The sequence below is a fragment of the Diaphorobacter sp. HDW4A genome (assembly GCF_011305995.1).
Taxonomy (GTDB): domain Bacteria; phylum Pseudomonadota; class Gammaproteobacteria; order Burkholderiales; family Burkholderiaceae_C; genus Diaphorobacter_A.
On sequence record NZ_CP049910.1, the window covers coordinates 3,161,919 to 3,176,161 of the forward strand.

13 protein-coding genes are annotated in these 14,243 nt (G+C 64.9%); all 13 read right to left on the reverse strand.

All coding sequences use genetic code 11. From position 1 onward, the window contains the following. Nucleotides 1-51 precede the first annotated feature (51 nt). The 13 genes from G7047_RS14410 to G7047_RS14470 are packed head-to-tail and all read right to left on the reverse strand — an operon-like array spanning nt 52 to nt 14,223. Nucleotides 52-1,311 carry a beta-ketoacyl-ACP synthase gene (locus G7047_RS14410; RefSeq protein WP_166306604.1) on the reverse strand — a complete coding sequence of 420 codons (1,260 nt, stop codon included), beginning with the start codon at nt 1,309-1,311 and terminating at the stop codon, nt 52-54. After that, complete coding sequence (locus G7047_RS14415) at nt 1,308-2,063, reverse strand: 3-ketoacyl-ACP reductase FabG2 (RefSeq protein ID WP_371813874.1); 756 nt, start codon at nt 2,061-2,063, stop codon at nt 1,308-1,310. Before G7047_RS14415 ends, G7047_RS14410 begins: the two co-directional genes overlap by 4 nt. Beyond that, nucleotides 2,063-2,551, reverse strand: coding sequence for a hypothetical protein (locus G7047_RS14420; protein WP_205904796.1), 489 nt, complete (start codon nt 2,549-2,551; stop codon nt 2,063-2,065). Before G7047_RS14420 ends, G7047_RS14415 begins: the two co-directional genes overlap by 1 nt. 6 nt (nt 2,552-2,557) lie before the next feature. Further along, a complete protein-coding gene (locus tag G7047_RS14425) occupies nt 2,558-3,754 on the reverse strand; it encodes a beta-ketoacyl-ACP synthase (RefSeq protein ID WP_166306610.1) in 1,197 nt (398 codons plus the stop codon). Between the two features lie 5 nt (nt 3,755-3,759). Next, nucleotides 3,760-4,374, reverse strand: coding sequence for a DUF3261 domain-containing protein (locus tag G7047_RS14430; protein WP_166306613.1), 615 nt, complete (start codon nt 4,372-4,374; stop codon nt 3,760-3,762). Next, the gene (locus G7047_RS14435; RefSeq protein ID WP_166306616.1) at nt 4,371-5,630 is read right to left on the reverse strand and encodes an NAD(P)/FAD-dependent oxidoreductase; all 1,260 of its coding nucleotides are present in this window, start codon (nt 5,628-5,630) and stop codon (nt 4,371-4,373) included. The genes G7047_RS14430 and G7047_RS14435 overlap by 4 nt, the downstream gene beginning before the upstream one ends. Before the next feature lie 8 nt (nt 5,631-5,638). Continuing rightward, on the reverse strand, nt 5,639-8,062 hold the full coding sequence (locus G7047_RS14440) for an MMPL family transporter (RefSeq protein WP_240939496.1): 2,424 nt from the start codon (nt 8,060-8,062) through the stop codon (nt 5,639-5,641). A gap of 18 nt (nt 8,063-8,080) precedes the next feature. Continuing rightward, nucleotides 8,081-8,737, reverse strand: coding sequence for an outer membrane lipoprotein carrier protein LolA (locus G7047_RS14445; protein ID WP_166306619.1), 657 nt, complete (start codon nt 8,735-8,737; stop codon nt 8,081-8,083). Then, nucleotides 8,734-9,174 carry a thioesterase family protein gene (locus tag G7047_RS14450; RefSeq protein WP_166306622.1) on the reverse strand — a complete coding sequence of 147 codons (441 nt, stop codon included), beginning with the start codon at nt 9,172-9,174 and terminating at the stop codon, nt 8,734-8,736. The genes G7047_RS14445 and G7047_RS14450 overlap by 4 nt, the downstream gene beginning before the upstream one ends. Then, the gene (gene hutH, locus G7047_RS14455; protein WP_205904798.1) at nt 9,164-10,723 is read right to left on the reverse strand and encodes a histidine ammonia-lyase; all 1,560 of its coding nucleotides are present in this window, start codon (nt 10,721-10,723) and stop codon (nt 9,164-9,166) included. The genes G7047_RS14450 and hutH overlap by 11 nt, the downstream gene beginning before the upstream one ends. Nucleotides 10,724-10,726: 3 nt before the next feature. Beyond that, a complete protein-coding gene (locus G7047_RS14460) occupies nt 10,727-11,752 on the reverse strand; it encodes an acyltransferase (protein ID WP_240939497.1) in 1,026 nt (341 codons plus the stop codon). Next, entirely contained in the window at nt 11,749-12,516 is a 768-nt protein-coding gene (locus G7047_RS14465; protein WP_166306628.1) for a glycosyltransferase family 2 protein, read from the reverse strand. The genes G7047_RS14460 and G7047_RS14465 overlap by 4 nt, the downstream gene beginning before the upstream one ends. A 3-nt stretch (nt 12,517-12,519) precedes the next feature. Next, entirely contained in the window at nt 12,520-14,223 is a 1,704-nt protein-coding gene (locus tag G7047_RS14470) for an AMP-binding protein (RefSeq protein WP_166306631.1), read from the reverse strand. Nucleotides 14,224-14,243 lie beyond the last annotated feature (20 nt).

Here is a 14,243-nt window from a genome sequence, read left to right on the forward strand (position 1 = left end):
AGTGAATGGTTCGAGGAGGGTACGCCGGGCCTGCCGCAGGCCATGCAGCATCTAATTTTTCCAGCGCCTGAAGATCAACGATGTGTTGATGCCACCGAATGCAAAATTATTGGTCATCACCACATTGGTCTGCACAGCACGCGGCTCGCCCACGATGTAGTCGATGGGTGCGCAGCGCTCGTCCACCTGGGTGAGGTTGGCATTCTGCGCGAACATGCCGTCGTGCATCATCTCCAGCGTCATCCAGGCTTCAAGTGCGCCGCAGGCACCGAGCGTATGCCCCATGAAACCCTTGAGCGTACTGACCGGAACGCCATCGCCAAACACTTCGAACGTCGCAGCCGATTCGGCGATGTCGCCCTGTTCGGTCGACGTGCCGTGCGCGTTCACGTAGCCGATTTCCGTGGCCGAGATACCCGCATCCTCAATCGCCATCTGCATGGCCTGCGCCATGGTGGCCGAGTTCGGATGCGTGACGTGGGTGCCGTCGCAGTTCGTCCCGAATCCGATCAGCTCCGCGATGATGTTCGCGCCGCGTGCCTTGGCATGCTCCAGCTCTTCGAGCACAAAAGTGCAGGCGCCCTCGCCCAGCACCAGACCATCGCGCGCCGCGTCGAACGGGCGCGGCGTGAGTTCTGGCGTCTCGTTTTTCACGCTGGTGGCGAACAGCGTGTCGAAGACCGCTGCCTGCGTCGCGTCCAGTTCTTCGGAGCCGCCCGCCAGCATGGCCACCTGCTTGCCACTCTGGATGGCCTCGAACGCATAGCCGATGCCCTGGCTGCCCGATGTGCAGGCGCTCGAGGTAGTGATCACGCGACCCGTCAGGCCCAGAAACACGGCGATGTTGACAGCCGCCGTGTGCGACATCATCTTGATGTAAGTATTGGCATTGATGCCTTCGGTCGTCTTGTCGGCAATCATCCGGCCAAAGTCACCAATGGCGGCAGGCGTGCCTGCGGACGAGCCGTAGGCCACGCCCATCTTGCCGCTCTTGACCAGCGGGTCGTTCAGCAGCCCTGCGTTCTCGAGCGCGATCTCGCTCACGCGTGTGCCCATCAACGCCACTCGGCCCATGCTGCGCATGGTTTTGCGGTTGTAGTGTGCAGGCAGATCGAAAGCAGGAACGGTGCAGCCCAGTTGTGTGTTCAGGCCCTCGATGTCCTTCCACTCGTGCATCGCGCGGATCACGTTCTTGCCGCTATGCAACTGTGCGCGCACGGTAGCCCAATCGTGGCCCAGCGGGCTCAGCGCTCCGATGCCGGTCACCACGACGCGGCGTTTGCCATTGTGATTGCTGTTCAAGGCGCTCATCCCAGCATTCCTCCGTTGACGGAAATGACCTGACGCGTCACATAAGACGCATCCTGCCCCATGAGAAACGACACCACAGCAGCGACTTCCTCCACCGATCCCATGCGACGCATCGGGATCATGTCCATCGCATGCTCCAGCACTTCCTCGCTCACCATCTCGGTGTCGATCAGGCCAGGTGCCACGCAGTTGACCGTGATGTTGCGCTTGGCCAGCTCGATGGCCAGCGACTTGGTCGCCGCGATCACCCCGGCCTTGGCCGCACTGTAATTGGTCTGCCCGCGATTGCCCATCAGCGCCGACACCGATGCCAGCGTGACGATGCGCCCCGGCTTGCGCCTGCGCACCATGGGCATGACGACGGGATGCAGCACGTTGTAGAACGCATCGAGATTGGTGTGCACCACGGCATCCCACTCCTCGCCACTCATCGCGGGAAAGGCGTTGTCACGCGCGATACCCGCATTGCAGACCACGCCGTAGTAGGCGCCGTGCTGCTCCATGTCGGCTTCAAGCGCCGCTGCGCTGGCCGCGCGGTCCGCCACGTCGAACTGCAACACGCGCGCACTGCGGCCCAGCGCCTCGATGGCGGCCACGACTTCCCTGGCGTGCTCCACGCCGCTGCGGCAATGCACGACGATGTCGTGACCATCGCGCGCCAGACGCAGCGCAATCGCCCGGCCTATGCCCCGGCTGGATCCGGTCACCAGAACGGTCCCCTTGGTGGTCGATTCAGTCGTCATTCCTGTCATCAGCTCTCTGTGTTTTGCAGCGCCTGCACGTAGGCGCCGCCATCTTCGGGTTCGTAGACCGAGATGCGCGCCGTGGCTCGCACCTCCTCATCGGCTCGGATTGTGCAGTCAAACATGCCCAACCCGTTATCGCCCATCAGCTCGCATTGCACACTCACCGTGAGAACGGTGTCCGGCGCGAAGAAGTCGGCGCTGGCATCGTACTTGCGCGTGCCTAGCAAAAAGCCAAGCTTGACCTGCTGCCCCGCCTGCAACGCACGCCACCCGGCCCAGGCCGCCACGGTCTGGGCCATGTATTCCAGCCCAACCCACGCTGGCATTCCTTCGTCCTGCAGATAGAGACCGTCGCGCGGCACCGTCACCTCGGCCACGGCGCTTTCCGCATCAGCATCCAGCAAACGGTCGAGCAGCAGCATCGCACCGCGATGGGGCACGTAGTTCTCGATGGGCAAAAATTCCTTCATCACCAACTCGTCAACCTCATCCATTCCGTTTCAACCAGCCGCAAACAGCAAGGCACAGTTGCTGCCGCCAAATGCAAAAGAGTTGCTGAGCACCGCCCTCGCGCTGCGGCCCAGTGCCGTCTGCGGCCCCACAATCTGCAGCAGGGGCAGGCTCGCATCGGCCGCGCCATCCCAGCAATGCGCGGGCAGCTTGCCCAGCGGATTGTCGTGCAGCACATGCCAGCAGATCGCCGCTTCCAGCGCACCGGCCGCGGCCAGCGCATGGCCGGTCAGCGGCTTGGTCGAACTGGCCGCCGCACCCATACCGAACAGCGCATGCACGGCTAGGCTCTCCATCGCATCATTGTGCGGCGTAGCCGTGCCGTGCAGATTCACGTAGTCAATATCGGCGGCCTGCATGCCCGCGCGATCCAGCGCCTGCTGCATGGCAGAGATCGCACCGCGCCCCGTCGGATCGGGCGCGGACATGTGGTGCGCATCCTGGCTCTCGCCCCATCCCGCGAGCCGCACCGGCCCGCTCTCGCGCGTCATCACGAAAAAGGCTGCCGCCTCGCCGAGATTGATGCCGCAGCGGTTCGCTGACAGCGGATTGCAGCGCTCGGCGGACACCGCCTCGAGCGCGCTGAACCCCGCCACAGTGAACGCGCTCAGCGCATCCACCCCCCCCGCGATCACCACATCGACCATGCCACTGACCAGCAACCGCGCGCCGCTCGCGAGTGCCTTGGCTCCTGACGAGCAGGCTGTCGACGTCGCATGCACTGGCCCCCTGATGCCCAGATGTTTGGCGAGAAACCCGGCCACATCGCCCAGCTCCTGCACCGTGTAGTCAAAGCCCTCGGGAAACGCACCCGCGTGTCGATACGCATCGGCCGCGAGAATACCCTCGTCAAGCCCGCCCGTGCTCGTGCCCACGATCAGCGCCACGCGCTCGGCAGAGAAGCGCTCGATCAGCGCATCGATCTGCGGCTTGAGCGGCTGCATCGTCGCCCAGGCCAGCGCATTGTTGCGCGAGCGTTGCGCGAGCGCGGTAAAGTCGAGCGCGGGCAGCGCGATGTCGCTCGGCAGACAGCCCAACGCCAACGCACGGCCCGGCGAATACTGCTCGGTCACGCGCAGCGTCTGCGGATCGGCATCGGCAAACAGCCGCGCGCGCATCTGCTCGGCACTTGCGCCCAGCGCACTGATCGCCGAGACGGCATTCAGATAAACGGGAGGTCGCTCCATCTTCATCACTGCCCCGCCTTGTTGCTACAGAGATCGGCACCGCCCGGCGTGTCGATGCGCAGCGACCAGTTGCCCTGCTGGTAGACCACCTCGAGCGCGTTCGCATCGAGATAGCGCACCTTCACCCGCTGCGCTCCCGCGTATTTCAGCACGCGCTCATTTGGTGTCGCGACAAGCGTCCATTGTGCGGGCAAAGCGCGCGAGATCTCCGCCTCGGGCCAGAACGCGAGTTGCACGTCGCTCAGCACCTGCTCGGGCTTGAGCACCGCAGGCCACCAGCGCGAGAGCTGCGGGTCGAGCTTGGTGCCATTCCAATCCAGCGTGCCGACCATCTGGCCAAGATTCAGAATCGCCAACCGCATGCTGCCCGCATCGACCTCCAGCAGCGCATCCAACTCCTTGGCCGACTGCCCCGGCGGCTGCACCGTCAGGCGCTGCTGCACCGCTGCGGCGCAGCCCAGCGCGGACGGAGCCAGCGCCAGCCATGGAGAGCCCACTTGGCCCGCAGACTCGGCATCGACCTGCTGGCGCGGCACGGATGTGCAGCCCGCCAGCAAGGCGGCAAGCGCAATGCCAGTGAGCCACGGCGCGCGCACCAAGCAGGTCTTTGGCAAGGTCACGCAACCGCCTCTTTGACCTGCTGCTGGCAGAGTTCGCGCAACACGTTGAGGCGACGCTGCGGTTCGGCCACATAGGGGTTGGCCTTGTCCCACGCATAGCCCGCGAGGATCGACGAGATCATGCGGCGGATTTCCGGGCTGTGGCGCTCGTGGAAGATCACGTCCTGAAAGCCCCCCTCATACCAGCCCGACACGAACGCGCGGAAGGTATTCACGCCCGCCTGCAGCGGTACCGCGTAGTCGGCTTGCCAATCGACGGCCTCGCCGTTCCATGCGCGCGCGATGCACTTTGCGGCAAGGCTTGCCGACTTCACCGCAATCGTCACGCCGCTCGAGAACACCGGATCGAGGAACTCGCCTGCGTTGCCCAGCAGCGCAAAGTTCTTGCCCCAGAGCGACGTCACGTTTGCCGAATAGCCCGTGAGCGTGCGGCCCGGTGTGTCCCACACCGCGTTGCGCAGCACATGCGAGAGCGACGGCGTCTCGGCAATGATCGCGCGCAGGCGTTCCACTTCGGTACCCTTGTATTGCGACAGATATTCGGGCGTGCCGACCACGCCCTGTGAGCAGCGGCCGTTGGAGAACGGAATGGTCCAGAACCACACGTCGTGGTGCTCGGGATGCACGCTGATCAGAATCTTCTGGCGGTCCATCTCGCCGAGAGCAATGCGGTCCTCGACGTGGGTGAACAGCGCGCCGCGCACCGGAAAATCCGACGGCCGCTCCAGATCCAGCATGCGCGGCAGAATGCGCGCAAAGCCGCTGGCGTCGAGCAGATAACGCGCCGTCACCGTGTATTCCTCGCCCTGCTCCGACCGCACGCGCACCACCGGCTGCTCACCGCTCACGTCGACGGCTGTCACCACGTGGCGATAACGGATCTCCGCGCCCGCCTTCTCGGCAGCATCGGCCAGCACCTTGTCGAAATCGCCGCGCTGCACCTGGTAGGTCGTGCCCCAGCCCTTGGAGAACTTGTCGCGGAAATCAAAAGCCGTGGCCTGCGCGCCCTTGGCGAAGGCCGCGCCGTTCTTGTACTGAAAACCCGCCTCCACCACGTCCTGCAGCATGCCGGCTTCTTCGATGTACTGCATGCTTTGCGGCAGCAGGCTTTCGCCGATCGAGAAACGCGGAAAGGTTTCCTTCTCGAGGATCAGCACCTTGCGCCCCTGCTTGCGCAGCAGCCCCGCCGCCACGGCACCCGAAGGCCCCGCGCCGATGATCAGGATTTCAGTCTGTTCGACCTTGACGTTGTCCATAACTACCCTCACGCTTTCTCTTTGGTTTTGGGCGAGGTGCCCTCTATTGAATTCGAGACTGTAGCCGCAGAGGCCTGCGTGGCGCCATCGCGCACGGCACGAAACAAGGGCGCGAGCAGCAGCACGATGGGCAGGCCGATCATCAGCGTGACGCCAAATGCGCGCAGCGCTGGCGTCTGCGACAGGCCGAGCAGCCCGAACGACAGCCAGGTGCTGCCCGCGCCGATGACGACCGCGAGCCAGGCCTGGGGATCGTCCTCGTGCTCCTGCAGATAGATGCCGTAATCGATGCCCACGCCGAGCAGCAGCATCAGCGCGAGCACGTTGAAGAGCTGCCAAGGCTCGCCCATCAGCGACAGAATGATGACGACCGCGAGGCTGGCCAGCACCGTCGGCAGCCACGCACGCCAAGCGCTGCGGCCAAAGCGGATGCACAGCGCCGCGAGCACCAGGACATGGCCGAGCGCAAGCAGTTCGGTCATCGAGATGCGGTAGCGCTTGAGCAGCCCGGAAATCTCGGCGGGCTTGTCCACCCAGGTCACGCCGTCCAGACCCTCTGCAGCGGCTGACAGCGCGGGCAACGCCGCCTGCCCGCGCACGCCGCGCAACATCACCATGCTGCGGAATACGCCCTCCCGCTCACCCAGCCACAGCGGCCTGGCGGCGGCCGAGATCGGCTGTGCTAGCCATGCCTGCACCGTGAGCGGACCTGCAGCAGCGGAAGTTTCGGGTGCGAACGATTCGCCCAGTTGCGCGTTCACACCGTCGAGCACCACCTTGTTCGCATGCCGCACCAGCGCCGCATTGTGCGCCTGCGTCTGCGCCGAAGGCACCCAGTCGGACACGGCGCTGTAGCCCGTGAGTTCCTTGGTCACGACCAGCGCATCGAGCCGCTGCTTGAGCGTTTCTTCGCGCTGCAGCACCTCTTCGGCATTCGCGCCCTTGACCAGATAGAACTGAGCCGGGCTCGGCAGGCCGAGCATCTGCCCAACCTGCATCTGCTGCGCAATCAAACTCGGCGAACTGTTCTGCAACTGACGCACGTCGTCCATGTGGTTGAGCAGATGGCCTCGGGCGATCCACAGCAGCGCCAGCGCACACAGCGCAATCGACCATGGCAGCGCCCCGCGCCAGCGCGGCCACCAGCCAAGCGTCTTGCCGATGGAGAGCGCCGCGCGGCTCTGCGGCACGCGGCCGCGATCCAGCCACGGGAACCAGCAGATCACCGTCAGCATCGCAGCCGCGAGGCCCACCACCGAAAACAGCGCCATCTGCCGCAGCCCTGGAAACGCCGCCATGCCGAGCGCGATGTAGGCAATCGCACTCGTACCAAGCGCTAGCCACAATGCGGGCAGCAGGCCGCGCATCAGTGCATGTGGCTTACGGTCCGGCGCACCCTGACGCGATGCGAAATAGTGAATCCCATAGTCCTCGGCCACGCCGACCAGACTCGCGCCGAACACCAGCGTCAGCAGATGCACCTTGCCGAAAACCAGATCCGTCACGCTGAGCGCCACCGCGCAGCCGATCAGCAGTGAGGTGCCCACCAGCAGCACCGGTCTCAACGAGCGAAACGCGATCCACGCGAGCACCAGCACGCCCGCAAGCGAGCCCCAGCCAATCACGTTGATCTCTCCACTGGCCTGTACCGCAGCGGCTTCGGCATGCAGCGGCACACCGGCCATGATGAGCTTGGCATCTGGCGACTGCTTGCGCACCTCGCCCAAGGCATGCTCCATCGCCGAGCCGATCACCGGGTTGCCCGACAGGCTGAAGGCCGATCCATCGAGCGCGTACTGCATCACCGCCCACTGCTTGCCCTCGGCCGCGACCCACAGTTCGGAATCGCGCGGCCGCGCCTGGCTCTGCGCCGCGCGCGCCGACCACCACTGTGTCCACAGCCCTAGCGGATCATTCACCCAATCGGTCAGCCGCGCCTGCGTCGCCGGTTGATAAAGATCCTGCAGCGCGCGCTGCACCAGACTTTCATCGCTGGCCTTGGCAAGCTCGTCACGCTGCTGATTCGCAAGCAGGTTCGCGCGCCACGGCTGGTAGAAAGCGAGCGCCGACTGCATCGACGATTCGCGCGCAATCGCCTCTTCCTTGAGATGCGCCGCCGTCTGCGTCTTCAAGGCGGCGCGGAAGGTCTGCGCCGCCGCGCGCGTCTCGTCCCATTGCGGCGTGCCGAGCAGCACCACGATCTGGCGCTGCATCTGTTCAGAGAGCTGCTGCGTCGCCATCGACACATCGGGCGCCTGCTCGTTGAGCGGCAGGAGCGCAAGCACATCGGTGTCGATACGCCCCTCTCTCCAGAACTGGAACTGGTGCACGCACACCGCGAGCACCACCAGCACCCAGGCCAGCGCAGCCACGCGCCAAAGCCTGCCTGCGGGGCGTTCCATCTTTGCCAGGTCGTGAGAGGCGCGCGTCATTCAGTTCTATTCAATCCATCAACGGAACAACGCGACATCGACATCGCGCAATGCCTGCTCGGCAGTCGCATCCTGAATACGGATGACGCTGCTGTCACCGCGCGCCTCCTGCAGCTTCACTTCGCGAACAAAGGCCCCGCCCTGCAGATCGACCGAGGCCAGCCACTGCGCGAGCATCGGGTCGCGCGGCACGAGATGCATCTGCCAACCGCTGGCCTGTGCCTTGCCGGACACCTCGAAGAACTGGCGCAGCTGCACCAGATCAGCCGACATCACGGCAAACAGCATCGCGTTCACGGTGCGCAGCACGGGCTCGTCCTCGGCGCGCATCTGCATGCTCACCTCGCCATCACCGCGACGCGACTGCAGGCTGTCGGGCTTGACGATCAACGTCGATTCGAACGGCTTGAGCACATGCCAGACGATGCCCTTGTTCTTCGCCACCACGAACTCGCCGGAGGAACGCAGCGGCTGCTTGAAGCCCTTGATGCTTTTTTCCTGCTCGAATTTGCCGCGCACCACCGGCGCGTCCTTGAGCTGTTGCTTGACCTTGTCGAGCAGGTCTTGCGTAACCTGATCTTTCGCCGCAGCAGGTCCGGGCTTTTCAGCGAACGCGGCGGGCACCACAGCCAGCAGCGCTGCCCACACCACACTTGTCTTCACGAATGACTTCATGGCTGCACCCCCAGTCGTTCCCACAGCACCGGCGGGCAGACAAAGCACATCTCGCGCGTCTGCATATCCACCGCCACCTGGATCGTGTAGGCCGTGTTGATCTTCTGACCGGTCTCCGCATCGCTGATCACGTAGTCGATGCGCAGGCGGTTTTCCCATTCGGTGATGGTCGAGCGGATCTTGAGCTTCTGCCCGAAGGTCGCGGGCCGCACGTACTTGAGGCGCATGTCCACCACCGGCCAGCCAAAGCCCGAATCGCGCATGCGTGGGTAGTCGTAGTTGAACTTGGCGAGCAGCGCGCTGCGTGCCAATTCGAGAAAGCGCACATAGTTGCCGTGGTAGACGATCTCCATCACGTCGATGTCGTAGAACGCGGGCGTGACTTCGATCTCGCAGGACAGGCGCTCGCGCGACGCGAGTTCTTTTTCAGTCGACATACAGGCTCCAGGCTTGGGCGCGGATGTCGGCGAGCAGTCGCTGCAGATCCTTGTCGAGCGCGCGGTCCACTTCGACCAGCGCAATGCGTTCGGCGAGGTCGGCGATCCACGCACGCATCTCTTCGCCAATCGGCACATCGGGCTGGATGCGCTCACGCAGCGGCACGGCCTGGCGCGCGGCAATCAGCATCGCGGCGATGACCTGCTCGGTGAGTTCGAGCACCCGCAGCGCATCGCGCGCAGCAATCGTGCCCATGCTCACCTTGTCCTGGTTGTGGCACTCGGTCGAGCGCGAGAAAACCGACGCGGGCATGGTCTGCTTGAGGGCCTCCGCCGTCCACGCCGATGCGCTGATCTGCAGCGCTTTCAAACCGTGGTTGATGGCCTGCGTGCGGCCCTGCGCGGCCGACAGGTTGGACGGCAGGCCCTGGCTGTAGCGCGTGTCGACCAGCAGCGCGAGCTGGCGATCCAGCAGATCTGCCACGTTGGCAATCGTGTTCTTGAGCGTGTCCATGGCAAGCGCGACATGTCCGCCGTAGAAATGACCGCCGTGGAGCACGCGCTCCTGATCGGGTTCGATCAATGGGTTGTCGTTGGCCGAGTTGAGTTCGCCCTCGATCAGCTGGCGCAGAAACGGCAGCGCGTCTTCGAGCACGCCGATCACATGCGGCGCGCAGCGCAGCGAATAGCGGTCCTGCAGGCGGTGCGAATTGCGCAGCGGCGCCTCGGCCACCAGATCGCCGCGAATGCGTGCAGCCGCGCGCTGCTGGCCCGGATGCGGCTTGGCCGCGAACAGCGTCTCATCGAAGTGGTGCGCATTGCCCGCAATGCCGACCACGTTGGCGGCCGTGATGCGACACGCAAGGCGCCCTACATAGTCCGCGCGCTGCCACGCAAGGCAGGCCAGCGCGGTCATCACCGCCGTGCCGTTCATCAGCGCCAGACCCTCCTTGGGACGCAGCCGCAGCGGCGTCGCGCCGGTCTGTTCCAGCGCCTGCGCTGCGGGCACGATCTGGCCGCGCCACATCACATCGCGCTCGCCACAGAGCACTGCCGCCACATACGACAGCGGCGTGAGATCGCCGCTCGCGCCCACCGAGCCTTCGGCAGGAATGCAGGGCAGGATGTCGTTCGTGATCAGATGCTCGAGCTGCTTGAGCAGCGCCCAGCTCACACCCGAGAGCCCGCGCGAGAGCGATGCGAGACGACAGGCCAGCACGGCGCGCGTCTCCACATCGGTCAGAATGCGGCCCGCGCCGCAGCCGTGGTAGGCATAGAGATGGTGCGGCAAATCGGGGATCAGCTCGGGCGGAATCTCCACCGTGCAGGAGTCGCCGTAGCCAGTCGTCACGCCATAGACCACGCCGTCTTCGCTGAGCAGCCGGTCGAGAAAATCCGCGCCGCGCTGGATGCGCTCGCGAAACGCTGGATCGGGCGAGAGCTGCACCTTGGCTCGCTGATGTGCAATCGCCGTGATCTGCTCGATCTGCAGCGGACTGCCATCAAAAATGATGAGCGCCGGAGTCGCGTTCTGTGTCATGCCTGTCATCTTCTATCGTTGTGCGGGAGCGTCAGCAGCCTTGTCGTCGGCCCGCTCCGCCTGCGCCCAGAAAGGGAAAAAATTGAACCAGTCGAACGGTGCCTTCGCAAGGCGTTCCTCGACCGCGCTGGCGTATATGCCCGCGTATTGAGCCATCGCCTGCTCGCGCCGTCCGCGCGGCAGCTCGACCTGCGCGGCCAGCTCGGCGATGCGCAGCGCGTAGCCATCGCCATTTCCATTAGCCGTGTGCGTGCAGGTCATGAGAAACAGCGGGCACTTGAGCAGCGCGGCGATCACATAGGGGCCGCTCGGAAACGCCGCCTCGTGGCCCAGAAACTGAGCCGATGTGGTCTTGCTCTTTTGCACCGGCACGCGGTCACCCGCAATCGCAATGAACTCGCCCTGTGCCACGCGCTCGGACAGCATCATCGCAGTCGCCGCATTGAACTCGGTCACCTGCAGAAAGCACACCTTGCTCTCGGGCGCCAAGCGGCGCAGCACGCGGTTGAACTGCTCGGCATGCTTGGTGTGAACCAGCACGTTCAGGCGCAGTCCCTTGCGCTGCTCGGCCAGCACCTGGCATAGCTCAATGCAGCCCATGTGCGCGGTGACGAACACGCCTCCCTGCTCGCGCGCGATAAGCGCGAGAATCGCCTCATGGCCCATGAAGTCCACACGCGACGCAGGATAGCTGCCCGAAATCGCCAGCATCTTGTCGAGGATGACCTGCGCGAACATGCGGAAGTGCTGCAGGCTCTGCCGCCAGCCCGGCGTAGATTTCCACAAGCCATGCGCCTGCTGCATGCGCTGCAAATACTCGAGCGACGAGCGCCGCGCAATCGGCTTGCTGAGCCAGTAATAGGTGACCACCGGATAAAGGCACAGCAGAAACGGCCAGCGCCCCAGCACCCGGTGCACATGAAACAGCAGCCACATGCCCGCCACGAACGTGCTCTCGCCGATCTGCGCCCAGTGCGTGGTGGCAGCAGATTCGTTGGCGGATGAACGATCGTTCGCGCCGTGCATCGATGAACTCATGTGAGCGCCCCGCTGCGCCGCCGTCCGGTGAGCTTTCGCGCCAGCAGCACGGGGCTGCGCAGCAGCATGCCCGCGAACAGGCGCGCGTGCATTTTGGAGATCAGCACGTTGTCGCGCAGCACGCGGAAATGCGAGAGCCCGTCCTGCGGATAGGTCACGCGCGTGAGCTGGTTCACGAACGGCACGCCATGCCAGTGCATGCGCACGAGGATCTCCGGATCGAACTCCATGCGCTTGCCGATGCAGGCGCTGTCCACGGCGCGCAGCGCGTCCGCGAGCGGGTAGACGCGAAAGCCGCACATTGAGTCGCGGATGTCGAGCGACAGCGTGTTGATCCACACCCAGATGTGGGTTGCATAACGGCCATAGAGCCGCGCCTTGGGCACGCTCTCGTCGTAGATCGGTGCGCCGCAAATCATGGCATCGGGATGCTGGCGCGAGGACTCGGCGAAGGCCGCAATGTCACCGGTCGCATGCTGTCCGTCGGCGTCGATCTGCACCACGTGCGTAAAGCCGCGTTGCTGAGCATGGCGCATGCCCGCGATCATCGCGCCGCCCTTGCCCTCATTGACGGCCAGGCGCAGCAGTTCGACGCGCGGTGCGTATTTCACAGCCAGTTCGTCGAGCACGCGCGCGCAGTTCGCGTCGGAGCCGTCATCGACCATGATGCAGTCGAGGCCCGCCGCCAGCACGCCGCGCAGCATGGCGTCCATGGTGTCCGGGTGGTTGTAGACGGGAATGATGGTGACGATGGAATGCGCCATGGTTCATGCACCTTTGAGCAGACGACCGCTGGCATGTGCGCCGCGGCGGGAGGTGAATGCAAACTGGATCGCATCCTTTTCGGGAATCCGCTTGAGCTGCACCTCGACGGTGTCGCCCGGCAGAATCGGTTGCTGGAACTTCACAACCTCGGCACGCGCATAGACCCCCGGAATGTCGAACGCCTGCCGCGCGAGCGTCACCGCCCAGTGCAGCTGCGCGACACCCGGAATCAGCTTGGCCTGCGGGAAGTGCCCGTCGAGCACACGCAGCTCGGGCACCACCTTCAGTTGCACATGGGCCTCCAGCTCGCTGCGGCTCACCCATTGCGGCGGCGGCATCAACGGATCGAACAGGGCCAGCAGGCTTTGCTGCGTGATCTTGCTCTGTTCGTTCATCGGCATGCGCACCACGTAGCGCCAGTTGCGCGGCAGCGCCACGCGCTCGACGACATCGGCCAGCCAGTCACGCAGAGCATGGCCCATGGCCTGGCGGCCGCGCGCAAACAGCGCCTGCCAACCGGCCTCGCTCAACTCCAGCACCATGCCCACGCGGGTAGGCAGGTTCGCACGCTCGATGAGCACGGCGCGTGCGAGCTTCACATGTTCGTGGGCCTGCAGGCGCTGCTCCATCGCGGTGAGTGAGACTCGCTTTTCCGCGATTTTCACGATGCGGTCGGCGCGGCCTAGCAACACAAAGCTCGCCCCGCCGTTCAGCGGCTCGGCGCGGTCCGCCGTTTCCCACCAGCTTGCAGGATCGTCGAGATGACCGGAGCGCACCGCGAGCAGCCCGCCGTCGTTCAAACGCACTTCAATGCCCGGCAGTGTCTGCCAGACATCGCCATGCTCCGCCCGCCTGCGCCATGCGATACCGCCGGTCTCAGAACTGCCGAAGACCTCGGTCGGTGAGCACCCAAGCGTGGCGAGCGCGAGTTCAGCGCCCTGTACCGCGAGTGGTCCGCCCGACGAGAAAACCGCCTTGAGCCGCGTGCGCGCATCGCCCCAGGGCAGATGCTCTGGCAGTCGGCTCAGCATGGCCGGGCTAGAGATCAGCACGCTGCTCCCGGCCTCTGCAAGCTGCTGCAACACATCTTCGGGATAGCGCGCAAAGCGCGTTCCGATCCCGCGCCCCGCCGACAGCGGCCAGAGCACTCGAAACAACAGTCCATAGATATGCTGATGCGACACGGTGGCAAGCACCTGCAGCGCATCCACATCCAGCGCGCCGCCGAATGCCGCCTGCAGGTTGTGCACCTCGGCATCGAGCTGCACGACCTTCTTGACGATACGCTCAGGCCTGCCGGTCGACCCGGAGGTGAACAGAACGAGACGCGCCGTCTGCATGTCGAAGGGCTGCAACGCGCTTTCTTCACGCGGCTCCAAAGCTTCGAGCGCACCCGGCAACAGCCCCGCCGTGGCGCTCACCGTGGGCAGGAGTTGCGCCAGCGTCGAGGGCTGTACGTCGCTGAGCAACACCGGCGTCTTGCCCGCATGCCACGCGCCCCAGAGCGCTGCGGAAAACGCCAACGTGTCCTCAAAATAAAAGCCCACCTCGTCGCCCGCCACGCGCGCAAACGCTGCCTGCCAGCCGCGCACCATGCGCAGCCAGTCCGCATGCGTGATGACGCCGCCATCCACGGTCGCGACCGGATGCCTGTCCGCACCTGTCGCAACCAACGCCACGTCAGCCAGTGCCACGCTCTGCTTCAACTTGTCATTCCTTGTCTGTT

Bases quoted from the DNA above. Each gene is read 5' to 3' on its own strand.
- G7047_RS14435 (WP_166306616.1), bottom strand. From the start codon at position 5,630: ATGGACAACGTCAAGGTCGAACAGACTGAAATCCTGATCATCGGCGCG.
- G7047_RS14425 (WP_166306610.1), bottom strand. From the start codon at position 3,754: ATGGAGCGACCTCCCGTTTATCTGAATGCCGTCTCGGCGATCAGTGCG.
- G7047_RS14465 (WP_166306628.1), bottom strand. From the start codon at position 12,516: ATGGCGCATTCCATCGTCACCATCATTCCCGTCTACAACCACCCGGAC.
- G7047_RS14445 (WP_166306619.1), bottom strand. From the start codon at position 8,737: ATGAAGTCATTCGTGAAGACAAGTGTGGTGTGGGCAGCGCTGCTGGCT.
- hutH (WP_205904798.1), bottom strand. From the start codon at position 10,723: ATGACAGGCATGACACAGAACGCGACTCCGGCGCTCATCATTTTTGAT.
- G7047_RS14415 (WP_371813874.1), bottom strand. From the start codon at position 2,063: ATGACAGGAATGACGACTGAATCGACCACCAAGGGGACCGTTCTGGTG.
- G7047_RS14420 (WP_205904796.1), bottom strand. From the start codon at position 2,551: ATGGATGAGGTTGACGAGTTGGTGATGAAGGAATTTTTGCCCATCGAG.
- G7047_RS14460 (WP_240939497.1), bottom strand. From the start codon at position 11,752: ATGAGTTCATCGATGCACGGCGCGAACGATCGTTCATCCGCCAACGAA.
- G7047_RS14450 (WP_166306622.1), bottom strand. From the start codon at position 9,174: ATGTCGACTGAAAAAGAACTCGCGTCGCGCGAGCGCCTGTCCTGCGAG.
- G7047_RS14440 (WP_240939496.1), bottom strand. From the start codon at position 8,062: ATGACGCGCGCCTCTCACGACCTGGCAAAGATGGAACGCCCCGCAGGC.
- G7047_RS14410 (WP_166306604.1), bottom strand. From the start codon at position 1,311: ATGAGCGCCTTGAACAGCAATCACAATGGCAAACGCCGCGTCGTGGTG.